Below are 20,611 nucleotides of genomic sequence, written 5' to 3'. Positions count from 1 at the left end.
TCAAAACCAAAACAGGCTTTTTCCAATCGGAGAAAGCCTGTTTTTTGTGTTCATAAGAGGTGGAGGGGAGCATGAGGGAGGAGAGTAATATCGCACTTATGGTATAATTATGGTATTGTGTATCGTTTTTGGAGAAAAGGAGGCAGGGCAGGTGACTGTGCAACCGATAACGAATCGACCTGTCACCAGGTCGGATGTAATGAAGGGCTTACAGGAGCTGGGAGTTCGGAACGGCATGACGCTGCTTGTTCACTCTTCGATGCGCAGCTTCGGGCGCTTTGTTCCAGGCGGTGCCTCCGCCATTCTTGCGGCATTAACGGAAGCGATTGGCCCGGAAGGGACGCTGGTTATGCCAACACAGTCCCATGACTTGACTGATCCGTCGACCTGGATGAACCCACCTCTGGATGAGTCGTGGTGGGAGCTTGTGCGTGAGGAAATGCCCGCATATGATCCGGGCTGGACGCTGACCGGGGGGATGGGTGTTATTGTAGAAACATTCCGAGGTCTGCCGGGAACAGAGCGCAGCGGGCATCCGCACGTTTCCCTGGCAGCGCGTGGACCTGCCGCTTCGGAATTGCTGTCAGATCATCGGCTTGACTTTGGGCTGGGTGAGCATTCACCGCTGGGGAAGCTGTACGAGGCTGATGCTTACGTCCTGCTGCTGGGCTGCGGACATGACAGCAATACGTCTTTGCATTTAGCGGAATATCGAGCAGCGTATAACGGACGTGAAAAAATCACGCATCAAGCTCCTATGATAGTGGATGGAGTCAAAGTGTGGGTTACTTTTGAGGACTTTAATATTACCTCAGATGACTTTGAGCAGCTGGGGTATGATTTTGAACGGGATTGCCCTACGTGCTTTACGCGGGTCAACATCGGAGAGGCTTCATGCTTTTTAGCGAGGCAACGCGATTTGGTAGACTATGCGGTACCGTGGTTGTCCACTAATCGTTAGAGTTTCCAGGGAAGCAAGAATTACAGAATAGTGAGCTAGAGGAATAAATAGCAAGGGGACACGCATATGGAGAAAACGCCGCAAACCCGCCGCGAGAGTCAGGATGGTCCGTACAATGAGGCCGCAACCCCTCCCGGTTCTTCGCGGCGTTCCACTTCAAATGAGCCGGCCAATCCTTCCCGCCGCCGTTTTTTGAAAAAAGCGGCTTTAGCCACAGCGGGAACCGCGCTTTTGGCTGGAGGATACGCTTCCTTATGGGAGCCTAATCATTTGGAAATTACACGCTTCACCTTGTCTCTGCCCCGTCTACCAGCTGCTTTTGACGGTATCAGGGTCGTACATTTCAGTGATGTACATTTGGGTTTTCATATGGATGAGCAGGATCTGCGCGATCTTGCGGACCGGATTGCCGGACTGGAGCCGGATTTGCTCTGTTTTACAGGTGATATTGTGGATGACTATGCAATATCCATGAAGGCTGCTGTTCCGGTTATGGCTTCCATGCACGCGACTCTTGGTAAATTCGCCATTTTGGGCAATCATGATTATAGAGGCTTGCCAGCCGGAGTACAGGAATTATACCCGAAGACCGGATTTACGTTGCTGAGAAACGAGCATGTGATTGTGGAGCGCTCGGGACAGCGTGTGGCAATGGTTGGTTTAGAGGATAACATCATGGGAAAGCCTAATCCGCGGCGTGCCATTCATGGACTCCCCGCTGAGATGTGCAAGCTGCTGCTGATGCATGAGCCGGATTATGCGGATGTGGCGGCGCGAATGTCCTTTGACCTTCAACTGTCGGGGCATACGCATGGAGGACAGGTGCGTTTGCCTGTCATCGGAGCAGCGATGCCGCCTCCGGGTGGACGCAAGTACATTCAGGGATTGTTTCATGTAGGGGTGGACCGGATGCCGCTTTATGTCAGCAGAGGGATTGGCATGACCAAGCTGCCGATTCGTGTGCTGTGCAGACCAGAGCTTAGTGTCATTACGCTAAAATCTGGTCAATAGGCCATTATATTTTTTATCTTTACCCGTATATGCTTGGAGCTGCACAAGCAAGGCTTGAATATAGTAAAGGATGTAGCTGTTTCGGACAAAGGAGTGAGGCTCAGATGGAGCGTATTGCTGTCATTTCGGATATTCATGGCAATTGGCCTGCCTGTGAGGCGGTGCTGGAGGATATTGCTTCCCGAGGCATTGGCCGTGTGTTTTGTTTGGGGGATCTGATCGGCAAAGGGCCTAGTCCGTGTGAGGTTCTGGATGCAGTTCGTCAACATTGTGAAGTTGTCGTGCGGGGAAATTGGGATGAGCTGGTCAGCATTAACGATGATCTCAATTTTAGCTGGCAAGCCGAGCGCTTGGGTACAGAACGAGTACAGTATTTGGCACAGCTACCGTTTCATTATGATTTCAGGATGAGCGGTCGTCGTATCCGTCTGGTCCATGCTTCGCCCCAAAGCGTGTATCACCGTGTGCAGCCTTGGGATGAGCCGGAAAAAAGATTAGCCATGTTTGACCCGTTGGCTGAGGAGAATGGAAAAGATGCTTTTGCCCCGGATGTGGTGGGCTATGGAGATGTACATAATGCCTTTATTCAGCATTTCCAGGGGAAGACGTTATTTAATGTCGGGAGTGTCGGGAATCCGCTGGACGTCACCCAGGCTTCGTACTGTATTCTGGAAGGAAACCTTGGAGAAGAGCAAGCTACCCCATTTTCCATTCATTTTGTACGCGTACCTTACGATATAGAGCTGGCGGTCAAACAAGCGGAGGAAGCCGATGTCCCTTCGTTGTCGTATTATATTCGTGAGTTGCGCACAGGCATTTACCGGGGAATTCAGGACCTGGAGTAAGTGTGGAAAACATTCATTCCAGCAAGTCAATCCATTCCCAGGAGGGGTCCATGTGCTGACTAAAGAAATGCTTCGTTCAGGACTGCCGGAGCTTTACACCCATCGTGTCCGATTACGCCAGCTGAGAGCGGAGGATTATCCCGCACTGGAGCGGATGCTGTCCGATCCTTTAGTCATCCGATACGTGAATCGAATTCGCAAGCCTGTTTACGCACGAATGCGGCGTCTGGTTGCCCAAATCAAAGTAGCTGGGGATTCTTTGGATTCCTTGCACTTTGCGGTGGAATGGGATGGAAGAACTACAGGCGTTACCCCTTCACAGCTGCTCGGTATCGCTTCGTTTCAGCAATGGAATGAGGGTACAGGTGAGGCGCAACTGGGCTATATTTTAGATCGTCCATTCTGGGGACAGGGATTGGCTACAGAGATCGTGGAAGTGATGCTGAAATTTGGTTTCGGGTCTTTGAAGCTCAAGCGAATCGAAGGTCGTTGCCAAGAGGATAATCAGGCTTCCGTGCGTGTGCTTGTCAAAAATAAGCTGCGTCTGCTCCGCATCATTCGTTCCTATGATCCTTCAGGAGAGGTGCCCAATGTATTGGTGTTTTCGATTACCCAAGGGGATTATGCGTAGAAATGGAAAAGGGATATTTTGTTACAAAGATGAAACATAACTGCAAAACAACTCTAACACAGGACGGGTACAATACAGACATGACCCCCTTTTGAATAATAAATGTTGCTGGGACCCGAAGCATCGGGTCCTCTTTTTTTGTGTTTCTATTGCAGCTACCTGCGATTACAGGCGATTCCTATAATTCATATGACGTCTTTAAGTTTTATGACTATATAAGTTGAACTTGAAAGTTACCTATCGTGCCACTCTATATTAGATTATCTCTTGGCTTGAATTAAGAGGTATCAGTTCCGAAAAGGCTTACTTATTGAAAATCCATTTTACAGAGGTGTGGAATATGCTTAAGAGGGCTAAGAGGCGATTGGCAGCGGAGCGGAGGATTTGAATCTGGAGAAGCGTGAGCGTTCGCCTTTGCAATGGGATTCTACCCTTTAAAGGACATATAAAATCCAGAGAATCCCGTTGCAACAGCGATCGTAAGATCAAATCATTCGCGTAGCGGTGGATCACCAACGAAACCTATCCCTTTACTCTCCGAGAAGCTTCAAAAAATTGGCTGGCACCGCAATTTGCTGATTATTAATCATGATCTTCCGAAGCTCCTCAATGGAGTCTTCTTCGCCTCTCGCGTCTTTAATCTCCTTGATTTCACGATGCAGCCGTTCCATTTGGAGATCAAGCGCATTAGCAGAGTCTGCCGCATTCTTTAATTCACGTGTCAGGCTTTCAGGAACGGACTGGTTATATTTATAAAAGATTTTATGCTCCAGACTTGCCCAGAAATCCATCGCAATCGTTCGAATTTGTACCTCTACACAGACTAGCTCCTGACAATCTGACATGAATACAGGGACTTGGATCAGCAAATGCAGGCTTTGATAGCCGTTTGGTTTGGGATTTTTGATGTAATCCTTGATTTCCAGCACTTTCAAGTCATTTTGGCTCTGAAGCATGTTGCTGACATCATAAATATCAGAAATAAAAGAGCAAGTAATACGCAGTCCGGCGATATCCTTAATTTGATTTTTGACAGCATCGAGGGAAAGCTCGCTATTTTTCCGAAGCATTTTATTCATAATGCTTTCAGGAGATTTGAGCCGTGATTTGGTATGCTCAATAGGGCTATAATCGTGCAGGGCCTGAAATTCCTGCTTTAATATTTCAATCTTGGTTTCCATTTCATCGAGTGCGAATTTATAAATTAGCATAAAACGCGTGATGTCATACTTTAGTTTTTTGAGCTTGTCCATTGGATCTTCTAAATGCATATGTAGTTCTCCTCACACATAGATGTCGTTTATTTAAAATAGTGGAGCTGTATGGTTTAAGGTGGTTGGTAGCGGAGCGAAGGATTTGAATCTGGAGAAGCGCAAGCGTTCGCCTTTGCAATGGGATTCTTACTTTATAATATACAATTTCCAAGAATTCCATTGCAACAGCGATCGTAAGATCAAATGATTTGCGGAGCGGCGATTCCCACTCCAAATAAAGCTTAAAGCGCCATTAAAGCTCTACGGAAATTTTGCGTTTTTCCTTAAAATAAACCCATTCGCGGAAGCCAATATCCTTCAGCATCGCCTTCACTTCGTCCCAATCCTCACCTACACGCGAAGGCTTGTGCGCATCTGATCCAAAGGTAACCTCTACGCCAAAATGGTGCGCTCTTTCTAGAATAGATGCAGACGGGTACCATCCGCCACTCAGCTTGGTTTTACCCGAAGTGTTAATTTCAATGGCCACGCCGGATTCTGCAATCACCCGCAAGGTTTCATCAATCGCCTCATCGGCAGGAATATCTGAAAAAGCCGGGAAATTTCCCTTCATTGCGTCAATATGACCCAAAATCTGGAACATCCCGCTTCGCGCAGACTCCTGAATGAGTGAATAGTAGGCCTGCTTGACCTCGATTTTGCGAGCATCACTTATTTTTTTCCAACGGCTACGGTTAAAAATGCTGTCCCCTTCAACACTGTGGACCGACCCAATGAGGTAATCAAACGGATATGGAGCCAGCGTGGAACGATACAGCTCCGCATAATCAGGAAAATAATCAGTTTCCAATCCGAGCAGGACGTCAATGCGGCCTGCGTATTCCTGTTTAAGCTGTTGCACCTCTTCAACGTACTCGGCAAGCTGAGATTTTGCCATATAAATCTTCGGAAAAGCCTGATCCTGCTCGCTGCCAAGGAAAGGGGAGTGGTCCGAAATGCCAATCACTTGCAAGCCAGACTGAATGCCAGCTTCAATGTAATCCCGAATGTTGCCGTCCGCATGACCGCAACGGAAATGATGGGTGTGCAGATCAAATTTCATAGCCTTTCTTCCTTTCATAATCAAGGTTCATATTCCGTATGGTGTTCATAGCGAATTACGTTATTCAGAACTGGTAAAATTCGTTTCCGGCATCCCCTTCAAATCACTTAAAAATTGCTGCATGGCTGAGTTTAGATATCGGCCGGATTTATAAATCACTCCTACCGGATGACTAACCTCCAGCTCGGGAATATGGATCATTTTTAATGTGCCTGTACGCAGTTCGGAAGTGACCGACAGTCTGGAGATAATGGCAGCGCCCAGGTTAATTTCGACCATCCGTTTGACTTCCTCACTGCTGGACAACTCGATTACAACGTGAGGCACGATCTGGTGCTTTTTAAATACATCGTCCACGAATTTCCGTCCTACCGTATCGGGTGAGAGCAGAATAAGCGGGATTTCCCGAAGGGCTTCAATGGTGGCGTGCGGTTGGGAGGCCAGCGGATGCGTAGGGGACACGACAAGCTCAAAGGAATCATAATACAGAACTGAAGTGCTCAAATTCGGATTCCGTTCGATCAGATAGCCGATACCTACATCAATAAGTCCGTTCTCCACCTGCTGATAGATCATAGAGGAGGCCATAGATTGAATGGAGGTTTTGATGAGCGGAAACTGATCCTGAAAGTACGAAAGCACGCGCGGTAAAATTTGAATGGCGATGGATGTGGTCGTACCCAGCGCAATATGCCCCTGCGGCGTTTCGTTTAGATCGTACAATTTCTGCCGTAATTCCTCGACTATCTCCAATATGCGCTCGGCATGCTCTAAAAAGACAGTTCCCCGGTCAGTCAGGGTGACGGGCTGATTGCGGTCAATCAGAATGGTTTTGAATTCGTCCTCCAGGCTTTTGATCTGGGCGGACACCGCAGGCTGCGTTAAATTGAGAAGTTCTCCGGCTTTTCGGAAACTCATAGTTTTGGAAATCATGATAAGCGTTTCAAGTTGACTGATGTTCATGAAGTTCCTCCTCTCTTTTCTTAATTCTGTCGCAGCTGTATAGAGTGAATATTTTTAGCCAATTCACCTGTTCATATGTAAAACCGTCGATAAGCTTTATTTCATTAGATTATAGGTTATTCGGGCAGGAAGGGCAATGAATCAAAGCAGAGCACGGTGAAGTATGGTATATTGGAAAATAAAGACTAAAGTCCTGATATACATCAAAAATTAAGTAACTTAATTCCGATAGGAAGTGAGATATAGGACAATATTCACATTTTTTGTGATTTGGCTATAAAAAATTGCCGGGAAGCTGTCGATAAGTGATAAAGAGAGTATTTTGTTGAGGGTCGACTCGTTTTGTATCAATGTTTGAATTAAAAATTCTAATTAAAATGGGACTTTTGTTGTATGTCTAAAAGCCCATGGTAAAGGGGCGCAATGATCGTGAAGGCAGAAGTGATAAATCCTTTTTTGGAGTCGGCGCGACGGGTCATTGAACAACTGATCCAAGTCTCTCCTTCACCCGGCGATCTCGGTGTGAAAAATGTCGAGCTGGTAGATGACCATATTTGGATTATGATCGGAATGACCGGACAGCTTAGCGGAAATATTGTGTTCGGTCTGAATGAACAGGTGGCGCTACGTATGGTATCAGCGATGATGGGCGGATTTGTCTTGACTGAAATTGACGAGATGGGAAAAAGTGCAATTTCCGAATTGGGCAATATGATTAGTGGTAATGCCAGTACGATTTTGTCCAGTCAGGGAATTGTCGTAGACATCACGCCTCCGCAAGTCATGAAATCGGAAAACCTGACTACTTTTGTACCTCAGCGTGCCCTTTTTATTCCGCTTACTGTGGAAGGAATCGGTGAGATGGATATTCAGGTCATGATCTCTTAATATTAGAGAAGAAGGTTTTCTTTAATATGGAGGGATGACCGTGAGTATATTGCAAGATAAGGTAGTTGTAATTACAGGGGCATCGAGCGGGATTGGCGCTCTCTGTGCACGCTTGTTGAGCGAAAAGGGCGCGGTCCCTATTTTGACAGCACGCTCGCAGGAGCGGCTGGAGCAAGTGTCTGCGACAATCAGCGGCAGACATGAGTTGATTCCATTGGATGTCACCAGTCAGGAGCAAGTAGAGGCCGTTGCTACCCGGGTAATGGAGCAGTACGGACAGGTCGATATTTTGCTTAACAATGCGGGTTACGGAAAGTTTGAGTATTTTCATGAAACAGACCTGACGGAGTTTGAACGAATGATGGACGTGAACTACATGGGAGCTGTTCGCTGCATAAAGGCGTTTTTGCCGGAAATGATAGAGCAGCGCAGCGGGCAGATTGTCAATGTAGCATCTATGGCCGGGAAAATCGGGACAGCCAAATCGACTTCCTACACAGCGACGAAGCATGCATTGCTCGGGTTCAGCAATGCGCTTCGGCAAGAGCTGCGCGGGAGCGGCGTGACCGTAACGACGATAAATCCCGGGCCGATTGACACGCCATTTTTTGAGCTTGCAGATCCTTCGGGTGGATATGTTCGTAATGTAGGCTGGTTTATGCTTAAGCCGGATAAGGTAGCACAGCACATTGTAAGGGCGATAGAGCTTCGTAGGGAAGAGGTTAATCTGCCGCGGTGGGTATCTCCTTTTCTCAAGCTGTATCAGCTTGCTCCCAGACTGACTGACAGGCTGGGTCATGGTGTAATGAACAAGAAATAAAAGGTGTCCCAAAAGCCATGGGTATGGTGAGGGACATCTTTTATTTTTGTGATTTGGTAACAGGGCTATTTTCGCATATAATGAAGAGTAACGAATTTACGTATAGGGGTTGGACCTTTTCATGACATTGAATTTTGAATCGCTTGGCATTGAACCAGATTTGTTGACCAAACTGGCTGAGCATGAAATTACACAGCCTTCGCCGGTGCAGGCGCAGGCTATACCCGAAATTATGAAGGGGAAGCATGTATTGGCGCGCTCGCAGACGGGCACAGGGAAGACACTGGCCTATTTGCTGCCGCTGCTGCAAGCGATTGACCCGCAGAAAAAGGCTACGCAAAAGATGATACTGGCTCCAAGTCAGGAGCTGGCGATGCAAATTGTGCGCGAGGGTCAGCGTTACGGAGAGCAGCGCGGAATCCGCGTGCTTGGCCTGATCGGCGGAGCAGCCATCAAACGCCAGATCGAGAAGCTAAAGGATCATCCGCAGCTTGTTGTCGGCACACCAGGACGTGTACGGGAACTCATTGCTGCGAAAAAGCTGAAAATGCACAACATCACAACCATCGTCATCGACGAGGTGGACCAGATGTTCCAGCTCGGCGGAGCGGGTGATGTGAAGAACATATTGGGCACTGCCCAGCGTGATCGTCAATTGGTATTTTTGTCCGCAACGCTGAACGATGAGATTCAAGCGCTGGCGAAGCATGAGATGAATGATTACGTGGAAATCGGCATTGATCCCGATCAGAAGACAGCCAGTGGACTGGAGCATTATTACTTTGTAACCGAAGAGCGGGATAAGGTGGACATGCTGCGCCGCCTGGTGCGTCATTTTAATCCGAGAAAAGCGCTGGTATTCGTGAATACAACGAATGCGATCGGGGAGATTGAAGCCAAGCTCAATCATATGGGACTGACTACAGCATCCCTGTATGGTGATGCGGATAAAGTCACGCGCAGCAACGTGCTGGCCCGATTCCGGGAGGACAAGCTCAAGGTGCTGATCGCTTCCGATGTGGCAGCCCGTGGTCTGGACATTGAAGGGTTGGAAATGGTCATTCATTTTGACCCGGCTACGGACAGTCAAGCCTATGTTCACCGCGCGGGACGGACAGGACGGATGGGACGCAAAGGACTGGTTGTGTCTGTTGTTACCGAGCGCGAAACATTTATTATGCGCAAGTTCTCCCGTGAACTGGACATTAACATCACAGAGCGTACGTTGTATGGAGGACGTGTGGTCGTGCCGCGTCCAGCGGATGCCAAGCGTGCGCCTGTAAGGCCATCCGAGGCGAGAACGATTTCTGACGCAGTGGAAAGCGGCAAGGCACCTGTTCGTGGTGAGAATGGACGTCCCGGCAGGACTGCCGCAACCGGTTCGGCTCCAGGCAAGGGCAAAGGAGCTGCCTTGTCCAAAGCAGGAAAAGCACAACGCGAGCGTGAGCGTAAAAACAAGGGTGCGCCAAGATGGCTGAAGGAAAAAGGGTCGAAGCCGAACGAATAAGGACCGAACGGATAAGGGAGAAGAGGGGGAGCCATGGAACAACAGCCTGTATTGCAAATTAATGGACTGACCGGAGGATACAGTGCCAAGCGTCCGGTGCTGCATCAGATTTCGCTCGATGTGAAGCCGGGCGAAATGGTCGGACTGATCGGTCTGAACGGGGCCGGGAAAAGTACGACCATGAAGCATATTTTGGGCCTAATGACACCGCAGGCCGGAGAAATTCGCGTGCAGGGACATAAGCAGGAGGAGAATCCCGAGCAATATCAGGGAGCCATTGCTTTTGTACCCGAATCTCCAGAGCTGTATCCTGAAATGACGGTGATGGAGCATATGGAGTTCACCGCCAGGGCTTACGGAGTCAGTGAAGCGGATTTCCGCACACGTAGTAACCAGATGCTGGATCTGTTCCGTATGCGGGACAAGAGCGGAAGCATGTCCATGCATCTTTCCAAAGGGATGCGTCAGAAAGTCATGATTATGTGCGCATTTTTAGCGGGACCGCCGTTGTATGTTATTGATGAGCCATTTTTGGGCCTGGACCCGCTGGGGATTCGTTCCCTGCTTGACTTTATGCTGGAAATGAAGCGTTCAGGCTCATCCATTTTACTTAGTTCTCATATTTTGTCCACGATTGAAAATTATTGTGATCGTTTCATTGTGCTTCATCAGGGTGCCATCATTGCGCAGGGTACGCTGGATGAAGTGACAGCACAGGCGGGTAAGCCGGGCATGCCGCTGGAAGATGCATTTTATGAGCTGGTACAGGGCAGGGAATGAGTATGGACTTGCAACGCTTGCATAAAGAAAGACGTGTTGCGTTCTGGGGACAGGTGCTGCCCTATCTGGGCTATGTCATTCAGAGCGGACTGGCAGTGGTCTTCGGCTTTGCGCTGATTGCTTTTGCTGCATGGTACACGTCGCTGCTGATGCATACTCCACCGGATTTGCCCATCCGCTGGATCATGCTGATTGTAGCTATTCCGATTGCTCATGCGAGCTTTCGTACGTATTTGAACGCGGCGGATATTGTCTTCCTGCGTCCGCAGGAATATGCGATGCAGCATTATTTTAAGGCCAGCCGCATTCGGGGTGTGGTGTATAAAATATTCGGTCTGCTGCTGTTGTCCATTATCGCGTGGCCTCTGTATATTCGCAGCGATGCCGCACCTAAGCCGTTGCTGTTGACCCTGCTGCTGTTTGTGCTGTTGAAGCTGCTGTTCAGCTATGGCGGCTGGCAGGAGCTTCGCATGGTATCGGTTGGCGCCAGCGCAGGCTATCGTCTGCTTCGGTGGGGGCTGGCTGTGCTGATGGTAGCCGCATGGCTGTGGCAGCCTCCCCTACGCAGCTTGCCGTTTATCATATTGGTCAGCGTGGTCTACGTGCTTGTCCTGCGTTTTCCGGTCAAGCTGTTAGTAGCTTGGGAAAAGCTGATTCGGACAGAAAGCATGCAGGCCGCTCGGGTGATGCGTACGTTGGGCTGGTTCGTCGATGTACCTGCCCTTACGCAGAGAGTAACTCCGCGCCGCTGGCTTTCCTGGCTGGGGGGAAACATACCGTGGGGCAGAAAGGGAGCATATCGCTACCTGCTGTTTAAGACGTTTTTACGTACAGAACCTGCAGGTATTGTCATTCGGTTATGTATTTTGGGTCTGTTAATTATATATATCACCCATACGGGCTGGATTGGCATTGCGGTGTATTTATTTTTTATATTTCTCATTGGCGTACAAATCACTTCGCTCAGACAGTATCACAAGGATTCGTTGTGGCTTCAGCTATATCCGATCCCTGTACATCATCGCCGTGCGTCTTTTCTGGATTTTGTCGTCCGATTGACGTTGCCCGCTGCCGTAGTCCTGTGGCTTCCTTTTCTGGCAAAAGGAACTGAGGATCTACTATCTACGCTGCTTACGCTGGTTGGCGGAGTTGTTGTGGTGTTTCTGATCCGGGGAACACAGGCGAAAAAATGGCGTTCGGACGGACAGGATGAGGAAGAAGTGTAATCTGAATTCTAATAGATAAAAGAATAGGCTAATCCGCAAGCAGCAGGGGCTGTTTGCAGGTTAGCCTTTTTTTTTGCGCGGTTGCTGCTATTGTCAGCTGTGGGTGCAGATATTTGTCCGCCTAATAAATAAAGAACGTTTTACTGATGATAACTAATAAAATGAACAATACCAAAATGGTTCCTGTGCTTGTGAATGCGCCATGACCACCGTAACCACCATAACCGCCTCTTGTTTCTTCTGCTCCCATGCCCATTCTCCTCTCGTTCATTGTGATAAAGGATACACCGTATCTTATGAGGCGGCTTCCCAGATGGCGTGGGCCAATGTTCAGATAGGTTGCCGAATCGCCTTATATTTTTTATTAGATACGGGAGTATAGAAAGGAAAAGACACGCATTAGCGAGAATAGAAGAAGTATGTAATCATTATCACTTGGAAAGTGGGAAAGACGAGATGCTGGTCGATAAGCTGCTCGTAAACATATTTCTTGTGTTTGTACCGTTGCTGGTGTACAGCGCTTTGTCGGATCACCGACATATGAAACATGCCCCGTTACTTATGGGAGGGGTGCTGGGTGTGTCTTCTGTGCTATGCATTGTTTTTTCGTACATTTGGTATGGCTTATACTGGGATCTCCGCTATGTTCCTTTGATTCTATCCGTGCTGTATTTTGGCCCCAGGGCAGGATTGCTGAATATAACAGTGATGGTGTTAGCTCGTATGTATATAGGTCCGGAATCCATAGATGTCGGGCTACTCAGCATGATCTTCTGTTATCTCGGCCCCCTTCTGGTGAGAAAAAAGTTTGTGCAGCTCAAAGGCATGTTTTTCCGGGTAGGCATCAATATGCTGATGAGTATATGGGCCAGCATGGTTATGCTGAGCATTCTTTTTATACATTCCTGGGTTAATGGCAGCCTGGATAAGGATGAAATCGAACTGATCAAGATCATTATCGGGTTCGGTGTGATCCAATTCCTAAGTGTTGGGGCCTCTTCATTCTGGATGGCGTTCAGTCTGGAACGGGAAGAAATGAGGAGAAAGATTCGACAGGCCGAGCGTATCAACACATTGGGTGAACTAGCTGCCTCTATGGCCCATGAAGTACGAAATCCATTGACTGTCGTTAAAGGGTTCCTGCAAATGGTTCAGTCAGAGCTGGAAGGGAAAAACCGCAGGTATATTGCTTTGGCGCTGGCAGAGACAGATCGGGCTGAAAGAATTATTAGCGACTATCTGAGCTTGTCGAGACCGCAAATTGGCCAAACAGAGTTGATGGATTTGTCGGGTATGGTGCAGCAGATTGTTCTGCTTCTGAATCCGATGGCGACCAAGCAAGGTGTAAGACTATATACAGAGCTAAAGAATGAAATATACGTATATACAGATCGTAACCAGTTGCTACAGGCATTAGTACATGTGACGAAAAATGCGATTGAGGCAGCCGAGGATGGAGGCAGGGTATACATAACGCTGATAATTCATGAAGAAAAGGCGTGTCTGAGTATTAGAGATAATGGGAAAGGCATGAGCCGGGAGCATCTAGATCGATTGGGCACTCTGTTTTTTTCGACCAAGGAGGTAGGAACGGGACTGGGAACGGCGGTCTCCTTTCGAATCATTGAAGCAATGAACGGGAGTATACGCTATGAGAGTGAGCCGGGGGTCGGGACCGAGGTGATCATCCTGCTGCCGCTGGCACAGGAATCCTTGCTCGCTGCTGAAGGATAATCTATCCCAAAGTGTGATTGACAATCATGCAGCGAACTTCAAAAAAAGCGGTATACCGCAACATCCGGCATACCGCTTCATTAAGCTATACATTTAACCCGCTATCATCAGGCGTTCAACAAATCCTGTACACCACGATAAACAATGTCATACAAGTCCTCAAGATATTCTTCCTCGATGCAGGAAAACGCGATTCGCAGGTCGTGCTCCCCCAGTGCAATCGTTCCAACTCCATATTGCTCCAGCAAATGTATACGCAGCCGCTCGGCGGACAAGCCGTTCAGCTTGAGACACATGAAATAACCGGAATTGAAAGGATAATAGCTCCATACATCTTTGTATTTTCCGCTATCCAGCAATGCTTTGACTTTATTGGCCCGTCCCTTCATAATTTGGAACTTTTCTTTCTTTTGCTGCTCAAAATCAGGAGATTTGAGAGCTTCCAGTACAAAGGTTTGGGACGGGTGAGGGCCGCTCGAAATCGTTGCCCGGATAATCCCCAATGTTTTTTGCTCCAGTGCGTTCAGCACATCCTGATTTTCGGAAGCGAAGGTAATAAATCCGACACGGAAACCCCAAACGTATTCTTCTTTGGTGGCTCCGTCGACTTTGACTGGTAAAATTCTAGGATGAAGTCCAGCTAACTGACCGAATAGCGATTCATGCAGGGAGTCTTCGAAGAACAGACCAAAATAAGCATCGTCTGTCACCACCACAACATTGATGCCTGCCTCTGCGGCTTCCTGAATGGCAGCCACAATTGCTTTCCCCTCTTCGGCGCCCGGTGTATAGCCAGTTGGGTTGTTCGGGAAGTTCAGCACAACGATCGCTTTGCCGTACTCTTTCTGCGCCAGCAGCGCCTCACGTAACCCCTCGCTATTAAAGCGATGATCCTCCGTGAACAATGGGTAGTTCACCAATCGTGCATGACGTCGAATACCGAAGGTCAGCTCATAATTTTCCCAGTTTTTGTCCGGGTAGATGACAGCATCCCCTTCATCTGTAAACAGGTCGGCAACGATACTCAGGCCGTGGGTCAGCGCGTTTGTAACTACGGGAAGGCTGAAGCCTTTTCCAGTCAGTGAAGGATTTTCCTTCAGCATTTTATCGCGCCATACGCTGCGCAGCTCAGGCTTGCCCGCAGGGGGAGCATATGGGTATAAATCCTTGGGACTATATGCGGACAGCTTCTCCTGAATAACCTGCAAATGCATAGGACCGCTGCCTTCAGTAGCAATACCAATCGTTGCATTATACTTTTTGGCAAGTTTCCCCGCCTCTGCGGATTGACTCAAAATTCCCTCTTTTGGAAAATAAATTTCTTTGCCCAAAAGGGAAAGCATTTGATATACATGCTCGTTGCCTGTCTGAATGTTTTGGTTTAACTGTGCTACCAGTGGATTCATTCCCGTTTCATCCTTCCAAGTCATTTTGATTACATATTATAGCATTACACTCGGTAAGCGTCACGCAAAAGCATTAAGGGGATGTAACTGAAAGTAAGCGGCTTAAATTGAGGCTGCCAAATTTTCTGTGGTAGCAGCGATATGATCATAGGCTTTTTTTAATTCACTCATAGCATCCGAATTGTTGGAAATCTGGTCCGTGATATCTTCAATTTTTTGCATCATCGACGACATTGTTTTTGCAATTTCATTTATTTGAATGAAGATGTCTTCTGCAGATAGCTTGCTGGAGGCCGCCATTTTTCTAACTTCATTGGCAACCACCTCAAAGCCATGTCCCTGTTCACCGGCTCGGGCAGCTTCAATGGCGGCATTCAAACCTAGCAAATGAGATTGAGAAGCAATATCCTTGACAACACTAGTGACTGATTGGATACTTTTGAGCTGGTCTCTGACTACTGCAGATTCCGTATTCAACTTTGCCATATGGTCTACAATCAGCTTCGAAGCTTCCAATACCTCATCAGTGTTAGCAGTCATTTCTTCCACCATTGCTATCAGTTCTGCCGTACTTTCCTGGAGAACGGTTTCGCGTTTCGTGATGTCAGTTGCTATCTTGATGACTGCCTGGACATGATCTTCTTTAAGGATAGGCATATAAGTTGCCTCTAGTGTTAACTTTCTTCTATCTTTTGTAACCCGTACGATTTTATCTTGAAAGGCTCTTCCTTGACGCAAATTACTCCATAAGTCAGCATACGCATGACTGGATACAAATTCTTGCAAGCAAAGCTTGCTGTGATGAATACCGACAATTTCATCAACCTTATATCCCATTGCACTAGCGAAAAGTTCATTGGACCAAGTGACTTGTCCTTGCGTGTCAAACATGATCATACCTAAATTGTTTTGAATGGTTGATAAAACAGCTAATCGTTGATCAGTTGTGTCTTTGTCTAGCATGAATACCACACTCTCCTTGAGGTACCAGTACCCGATTTTTGTGTACAAATGTTGTCTGCGAATCATTCTTTTTTATGACAACCTGGAACAAATCGCTTCTTCGCGTCTGCTTCGGGGAGGTACAAAGGCTGCTGTTCTTTGCAATCCTGCTCCCGACGGTGCCAGCCCCTCTAAGATTCGGAGAGAGTGGTAGAAAATGACACTAAAAAAGCACTTAACGACGGCTATATTTTATCAAGCTCTCGCGCAGTTCGGCAAGTTCCTTTTGTACAGCTATTGATCGCTGGTACCTGCAAGCTGATTCAGCTTCATGCCAACTGTTAGTAATTTTTTGCGTATTGGCGGCGCTGCGCTTATATTATTATTTAACGGGATAGAGAACATCCAAAGAATAGCAAAAGGAGGTGCAGATGTTGCTGGATATGTCTGCGTCATCGTTTATCCTGCTGCCCGCCTTTGCCAAGATTGTGTGCGAGCCGGGCTGGAAATGGCAGGTGCGTGAAAAGCCGATGCCAAACTATGATTTATTTTATGTATGGAGCGGAGAAGGGACGGTTGTATTAAACGGGGAAGCCTATTCGGTGAGCAAAGGCAGCTGCTTTCTGTTCAAGCCCGGGGATGATACCCGTGCCACACATAACCCGCAAAAGCCGCTTATACTTACTTATATTCATTTTGATCTTTCCGAGCAGCCGAAGCTCATCCCTGCAAGCTACCGTATGCTGAAGGAAACGTTCGAGGTGGAGCATATGCTTGCCAGGTACGTCCGCCTGCGCTTGGAGCATGCTTACGGAGCTGAGGAGGAAGGCAGGCTGATCCTGAAGCAATTGATGATTCATCTGCTGCGTGCCGACCGCAAGGAGCCGCAGGAGCAGCAGGCCAGCAACCAGCTCACCGAGGTCATTCGAGAAACGGCCAACTATGTGCGTCAGCATCCGGGACTTCCTCATCGTGTCGAGGATTTGGCGGCACGGGCAGGGCTGTCGCCGCGTTATTTTTCAATTAAATTCAAGGAGCTGCTGGGCGTTTCCGCGCAATCTCATATTATCAGTATGCGGATTGAGCGTGCGCAGCATCTTTTGCTGCATGCCGGAATGAATGTGACCGAGGTGGCAGAGGCTTTGGGATACCGTGATATCTTTTTCTTCAGTCGTCAATTCAAGCAATATACAGGGAAAAGTCCGTCCGAGATCAGGTAGAGCCATGACGGTGGACGAGCTGTTTCAGATTTTTCGGGCATATGGAGTGCTATCGTTTGACAAAACAAAAAGGACCCAGGCAGTAATGCCGGGTCCTTTTTGTTTGGGTAGCTGCAACGCACTGGCGGTAAAGCCGGTTACGCTTTAGCATCATGGCGGAAGCAACCAAGACGTTGTCCCATTTTTACCACATCGCCTGGCTTCAACGCGGGGTCTGGCTCAAACGTCCCATTTTCAGTCAATAGAACGACGGTTGATCCAAATTCGAAATATGCGAGATCGTCGCCTTTTTGCCATGAAACGGCTTGATCGTCCGTATACTTGATGCTGCTCACATTCATCGCGCCAACTTTGACGACAGCCACCTCACCATATTCATGGGCAATGTACGTAATCTGTCGTTCATTACGGCTAAGAACTCGCTTCATATGCTGCAAACCGAAGTCATTTACGGGATATACCTTGCCGCGCAGATGCTCCTTCTCTACCAGTGTACCGGATACCGGCGCATGAATACGATGATAGTCCGTCGGGCTGAGATAGAGCACATAAGCATAGCCGTGTGTGTACTTCTCAAGACGTGGTGAGCGGTTAAGCAGCTCATCCAGCGTATAATCCTGTCCTTTGACATTCAAAAGAGTGCCAGACGTAATTGGTCCAGTAAAAGTAATCCGTGCATCCACCGGACTGGTCATCACCTCGGCGTTCGTATCAATCGGGCGCATGCCCGCTTTCAATTTGCGTGTAAAATAGGCGTTCAGAGAACGGTATGCCTTCCATTCCTGTTCCGCCTCATGCGTCTGGATCTGGTACGTACGTATAAAGGTGGGGATAAAAAGTCGGCTTGCACCGCTTTGCGCGAAGGAGCCCACAATCCGGCATACCCACTTGCGCGATGATAGCTCCGTCATGAGCCGCAGCCATTGTTTTGCCATTTCAGATCCCCCTGTTCATCTCCGAGCCGTCTTGGCCGGAACCTGTCCGGCCGCTCTGAACTATATTGACACAGAATGTGACGTAAATCAATACAGTGGACGATCGAGTGAACGTTCGGTGTCTGCTGAAGGCATCCGTTCAAGAAGCCAACGGGCGTAAGCCATTGGCTGAGTGTACGTTTCCTTCCAGACATTGTTCATGCCTGCCTGACTGAAGCCGTAGCGCTGGTCGCGACCGTTGCACTCGATAAAAAAAATGTTGCCCTCTTGGGTGATACCCAGATCCAAACCGACGTCAGCGAGCCGGGGAAGGCTCTGCGCCAGTCGGTGAACGATTTGTAACGCGAGTCTCTCCAGTTCATTCATCAAACGGGCTATATTCGAGACTTTAGCCGCCTGTGCCTGTGCCTGTGACAACACCTCCGGTAAGGAACGGGCTGTACCGCCCTGTGCCACATTGGATACAAAGGTGTGGGAAGGGGCAATTTTGGCAAACATGCCTGTCACCCCCCAGATGCCGCCATATCCACGCTGAACGGTCACACGGATATCAAAGGGACGATTGTTGTACAAAGCAAGCGGTATGGTTTCCTGTACGATATGAGGCACATGCAGCAGTCGCTTGTGCAGAAATAAAGGCAGTTCTCCGACATGTAAGCGTAGCGTGGACCAGCGCTCAGGTCTAGAAGGATGAGCACATTGCAGGGTCCAGTGGCCACGGGAATGCCGCAGACGCATAATTCCTCTGCCAACACTACCGCTGCTGGGCTTAATTACAACATCCCCGGTATGCTCCATCAGAGAATGGATTGAAGACAGGTTGCCTTGCAATGTTTTGGGGAGGTGGATGCGTAGCAACGGGTCTTCCTGCAAAATCGCGTGTATATGGTCCTTGCGGAAACGGTTTTGTTCATTAAAAATATAGATTCCCTTTTGTACCAGCCTATGGATATCGCTGGCATTTTCATTATGCCGATAAAGAGTTCGATTGTGGATGACCGGCGGCAACGGAAGAATCATCTGCCGATACTCGTTGCCGTGTTTAACAAAAGCCCGGCATGTTCCAGTCACTATATGAATATCCTCCAGACGAAGAAAGCAGGGGATGAGCTCATAGCTTAACCCGGCGTCCTCGTAATTGGCGATGGATTCATATCGCGTCTTCATGGCGGGGATGCCCCGGTAGGTTACCGGGTTGAGCATGACGCCGACATGCAACATGAGTATGTCCGCCCTCCTTATAGTCACTCCAACTGACCATACTGTAATTCTAGTCCATCATATGTATCAATGATTGGCCAGGCATGGACGCTAGCCTTGCGGTATGCCCAAAGTGAGAAATCAGGCACCTTTCAGGGGAGGAGACGATATGATACTAGATGAGTGTTGAAGGGTGTTGGAATAAGAGAGGGAAGTAGGTGAAGGATGGATGCAGAGGCCCAAGGTAGCGGTCGTTACACCGGGCTCTTTTGTGATACCTTCGCCCCGCAGCAGCTCTGTGGAGCGGGTTATTGCCTGTATGGTACCACTAGCCAGTCATGTGCTTCAGGCACAGATCTATGGGATCAAGGGAACAGAGACACCGGACCATGGAGACGTGGACGGAGTCCCATGCATGCGTTATACGCGAGGGGCAGGCTATATTCCAGAGGTAATTGCTGACTTGAAGAGATGGTCACCTGCAGTAGTAGATGTACACAACCGCCCGACTGCTGCGCATGCCATTCGCGAGGCTTTGCCTGATAGCCGAGTGGTGCTGACCTTGCATTCGACCACTTTTATCCGCGAGCCCCATCTCAAACGAGAGGACATAGGCAGACTGCTGCTGCCACTCGATCGGATCGTCGTGAACAGCGCCTATTTGGGGGCCAGCGTCGCCGCCAACAGTCCTGCTGTTGTTAGGGAACGTATCGTTGTAAACAACCTGGGCATTCATCCCGGTGATTTTCTGCCACGCTGGACCCCGGTAGGAGAAGCGGTCAGAGCGGCGCGATTGGACGATTTCGGCTGGTCAGGCCGACGGATCGTGCTATACGCTGGCAGATTGATGCCGGGGAAGGGTGTTCACCGGCTGCTCCAGGCCCTGCGCCGTGTCGTCCGGGCCTGCCCGGATGTGCTGCTGCTCATTGCAGGCAGCGCCTATTACGGTCACGACCGCCTCACGCCGTACACGGCTTCGTTGCGGCGGCAGATGCGTAAGCTAAGATTGGAAAAGCACGTCCAATTTCTGGACTATGTTCCCCATCCGGCGCTGGCCTCGCTCTATCAGTTGGCCGACGTGGCTGTCGTTCCTTCGGTGGAGGATGAAGCCTTCGGGCTGGTCAATCTGGAAGCTATGGCGGCAGAAATGCCCGTGGTTGCTTCCCGTATCGGCGGCATTCCGGAGGTTGTACGACACGGCGAGACGGGCTGGCTTGTTGATCCAT

Annotated in this window: 20 protein-coding genes; 12 read left to right on the top strand and 8 right to left on the bottom strand. The window is 48.8% G+C overall.

The window, feature by feature from the left end:
- Positions 1 to 151: 151 nt before the first annotated feature.
- From WG8_RS19225 to WG8_RS19210, 4 genes are all read left to right on the top strand, one after another.
- Positions 152 to 961, top strand: coding sequence for an aminoglycoside N(3)-acetyltransferase (locus tag WG8_RS19225; protein WP_007431899.1), 810 nt, complete (start codon positions 152 to 154; stop codon positions 959 to 961).
- Between the two features lie 66 nt (positions 962 to 1,027).
- Positions 1,028 to 1,972 (top strand): metallophosphoesterase, encoded by a 945-nt coding sequence (locus WG8_RS19220; RefSeq protein ID WP_007431898.1) that lies wholly within the window; start codon positions 1,028 to 1,030, stop codon positions 1,970 to 1,972.
- A 104-nt stretch (positions 1,973 to 2,076) separates the two neighbouring features.
- Entirely contained in the window at positions 2,077 to 2,817 is a 741-nt protein-coding gene (locus WG8_RS19215; protein ID WP_007431897.1) for a metallophosphoesterase family protein, read from the top strand.
- Between the two features lie 52 nt (positions 2,818 to 2,869).
- Positions 2,870 to 3,448, top strand: coding sequence for a GNAT family N-acetyltransferase (locus WG8_RS19210; protein WP_007431896.1), 579 nt, complete (start codon positions 2,870 to 2,872; stop codon positions 3,446 to 3,448).
- 530 nt (positions 3,449 to 3,978) lie between these two features.
- Here WG8_RS19210 and WG8_RS19205 read toward each other — a convergent pair.
- The 3 genes from WG8_RS19205 to WG8_RS19195 all read right to left on the bottom strand — a co-directional run bounded on the left by WG8_RS19205 (position 3,979) and on the right by WG8_RS19195 (position 6,727).
- Positions 3,979 to 4,719 carry a GTP pyrophosphokinase gene (locus tag WG8_RS19205; protein WP_007431895.1) on the bottom strand — a complete coding sequence of 247 codons (741 nt, stop codon included), beginning with the start codon at positions 4,717 to 4,719 and terminating at the stop codon, positions 3,979 to 3,981.
- Between the two features lie 235 nt (positions 4,720 to 4,954).
- Positions 4,955 to 5,764: a histidinol-phosphatase gene (locus WG8_RS19200; protein ID WP_007431894.1), complete on the bottom strand. Its 810-nt coding sequence runs from the start codon at positions 5,762 to 5,764 to the stop codon at positions 4,955 to 4,957.
- A gap of 60 nt (positions 5,765 to 5,824) precedes the next feature.
- On the bottom strand, positions 5,825 to 6,727 hold the full coding sequence (locus WG8_RS19195; protein WP_007431893.1) for a LysR family transcriptional regulator: 903 nt from the start codon (positions 6,725 to 6,727) through the stop codon (positions 5,825 to 5,827).
- Positions 6,728 to 7,156: 429 nt separating this feature from the next.
- On the opposite strand from WG8_RS19195, the gene WG8_RS19190 reads away from it, so the two are divergent.
- The 5 genes from WG8_RS19190 (at position 7,157) to WG8_RS19170 (ending at position 11,948) form a co-directional block, all read left to right on the top strand.
- A complete protein-coding gene (locus WG8_RS19190) occupies positions 7,157 to 7,615 on the top strand; it encodes a chemotaxis protein CheX (RefSeq protein ID WP_007431892.1) in 459 nt (152 codons plus the stop codon).
- Positions 7,616 to 7,655: 40 nt separating this feature from the next.
- Positions 7,656 to 8,435, top strand: a complete 780-nt coding sequence (locus tag WG8_RS19185) for an SDR family NAD(P)-dependent oxidoreductase (protein ID WP_007431891.1) — start codon at positions 7,656 to 7,658, stop codon at positions 8,433 to 8,435.
- Between the two features lie 121 nt (positions 8,436 to 8,556).
- Positions 8,557 to 9,942, top strand: coding sequence for a DEAD/DEAH box helicase (locus WG8_RS19180; RefSeq protein ID WP_007431890.1), 1,386 nt, complete (start codon positions 8,557 to 8,559; stop codon positions 9,940 to 9,942).
- A 33-nt stretch (positions 9,943 to 9,975) separates the two neighbouring features.
- Complete coding sequence (locus tag WG8_RS19175; protein ID WP_007431889.1) at positions 9,976 to 10,722, top strand: ABC transporter ATP-binding protein; 747 nt, start codon at positions 9,976 to 9,978, stop codon at positions 10,720 to 10,722.
- A 2-nt stretch (positions 10,723 to 10,724) separates the two neighbouring features.
- Positions 10,725 to 11,948 (top strand): ABC transporter permease, encoded by a 1,224-nt coding sequence (locus WG8_RS19170; protein ID WP_007431888.1) that lies wholly within the window; start codon positions 10,725 to 10,727, stop codon positions 11,946 to 11,948.
- 121 nt (positions 11,949 to 12,069) lie between these two features.
- On the opposite strand, the gene WG8_RS28795 is transcribed toward WG8_RS19170, so the two are convergent.
- A complete protein-coding gene (locus WG8_RS28795) occupies positions 12,070 to 12,198 on the bottom strand; it encodes a hypothetical protein (protein ID WP_007431887.1) in 129 nt (42 codons plus the stop codon).
- Between the two features lie 206 nt (positions 12,199 to 12,404).
- Between WG8_RS28795 and WG8_RS19165 the strand changes: the two genes are divergently transcribed.
- Entirely contained in the window at positions 12,405 to 13,682 is a 1,278-nt protein-coding gene (locus tag WG8_RS19165) for an ATP-binding protein (protein WP_007431886.1), read from the top strand.
- 107 nt (positions 13,683 to 13,789) lie between these two features.
- Here WG8_RS19165 and WG8_RS19160 read toward each other — a convergent pair whose 3' ends face one another.
- Positions 13,790 to 15,088 (bottom strand): aminotransferase class I/II-fold pyridoxal phosphate-dependent enzyme, encoded by a 1,299-nt coding sequence (locus tag WG8_RS19160; protein ID WP_007431885.1) that lies wholly within the window; start codon positions 15,086 to 15,088, stop codon positions 13,790 to 13,792.
- A gap of 102 nt (positions 15,089 to 15,190) precedes the next feature.
- A complete protein-coding gene (locus tag WG8_RS19155) occupies positions 15,191 to 16,051 on the bottom strand; it encodes a methyl-accepting chemotaxis protein (RefSeq protein ID WP_007431884.1) in 861 nt (286 codons plus the stop codon).
- 413 nt (positions 16,052 to 16,464) lie between these two features.
- On the opposite strand from WG8_RS19155, the gene WG8_RS19150 reads away from it, so the two are divergent.
- A complete protein-coding gene (locus tag WG8_RS19150) occupies positions 16,465 to 17,250 on the top strand; it encodes a helix-turn-helix domain-containing protein (protein ID WP_043891261.1) in 786 nt (261 codons plus the stop codon).
- A gap of 137 nt (positions 17,251 to 17,387) precedes the next feature.
- On the opposite strand, the gene asd is transcribed toward WG8_RS19150, so the two are convergent.
- Entirely contained in the window at positions 17,388 to 18,185 is a 798-nt protein-coding gene (asd, locus tag WG8_RS19145) for an archaetidylserine decarboxylase (RefSeq protein ID WP_007431882.1), read from the bottom strand.
- 87 nt (positions 18,186 to 18,272) lie between these two features.
- Positions 18,273 to 19,406: a YheC/YheD family endospore coat-associated protein gene (locus WG8_RS19140; RefSeq protein WP_007431881.1), complete on the bottom strand. Its 1,134-nt coding sequence runs from the start codon at positions 19,404 to 19,406 to the stop codon at positions 18,273 to 18,275.
- A 208-nt stretch (positions 19,407 to 19,614) separates the two neighbouring features.
- Between WG8_RS19140 and WG8_RS19135 the strand changes: the two genes are divergently transcribed.
- Positions 19,615 to 20,611 (top strand): glycosyltransferase family 4 protein (locus WG8_RS19135; RefSeq protein WP_007431880.1); only part of this gene is annotated, 997 nt, incomplete at its 3' end.

Origin of the sequence: Paenibacillus sp. Aloe-11 (genome assembly GCF_000245715.1) — a bacterium.
GTDB classification, from domain to species: Bacteria; Bacillota; Bacilli; order Paenibacillales; family Paenibacillaceae; genus Paenibacillus; species Paenibacillus kribbensis.
Note: the sequence above shows the minus strand (reverse complement) of the source record. Positions and strands in the feature narration are given on the sequence as shown.

Bases quoted from the DNA above. Each gene is read 5' to 3' on its own strand.
- WG8_RS19220 (WP_007431898.1), top strand. From the start codon at position 1,028: ATGGAGAAAACGCCGCAAACCCGCCGCGAGAGTCAGGATGGTCCGTAC.
- WG8_RS19215 (WP_007431897.1), top strand. From the start codon at position 2,077: ATGGAGCGTATTGCTGTCATTTCGGATATTCATGGCAATTGGCCTGCC.
- WG8_RS19205 (WP_007431895.1), bottom strand. From the start codon at position 4,719: ATGCATTTAGAAGATCCAATGGACAAGCTCAAAAAACTAAAGTATGAC.
- WG8_RS19200 (WP_007431894.1), bottom strand. From the start codon at position 5,764: ATGAAATTTGATCTGCACACCCATCATTTCCGTTGCGGTCATGCGGAC.
- WG8_RS19195 (WP_007431893.1), bottom strand. From the start codon at position 6,727: ATGAACATCAGTCAACTTGAAACGCTTATCATGATTTCCAAAACTATG.
- WG8_RS19180 (WP_007431890.1), top strand. From the start codon at position 8,557: ATGACATTGAATTTTGAATCGCTTGGCATTGAACCAGATTTGTTGACC.
- WG8_RS19175 (WP_007431889.1), top strand. From the start codon at position 9,976: ATGGAACAACAGCCTGTATTGCAAATTAATGGACTGACCGGAGGATAC.
- WG8_RS19170 (WP_007431888.1), top strand. From the start codon at position 10,725: ATGGACTTGCAACGCTTGCATAAAGAAAGACGTGTTGCGTTCTGGGGA.
- WG8_RS28795 (WP_007431887.1), bottom strand. From the start codon at position 12,198: ATGGGAGCAGAAGAAACAAGAGGCGGTTATGGTGGTTACGGTGGTCAT.
- WG8_RS19165 (WP_007431886.1), top strand. From the start codon at position 12,405: ATGCTGGTCGATAAGCTGCTCGTAAACATATTTCTTGTGTTTGTACCG.
- WG8_RS19160 (WP_007431885.1), bottom strand. From the start codon at position 15,088: ATGAATCCACTGGTAGCACAGTTAAACCAAAACATTCAGACAGGCAAC.
- WG8_RS19155 (WP_007431884.1), bottom strand. From the start codon at position 16,051: ATGCTAGACAAAGACACAACTGATCAACGATTAGCTGTTTTATCAACC.
- asd (WP_007431882.1), bottom strand. From the start codon at position 18,185: ATGGCAAAACAATGGCTGCGGCTCATGACGGAGCTATCATCGCGCAAG.
- WG8_RS19140 (WP_007431881.1), bottom strand. From the start codon at position 19,406: ATGTTGCATGTCGGCGTCATGCTCAACCCGGTAACCTACCGGGGCATC.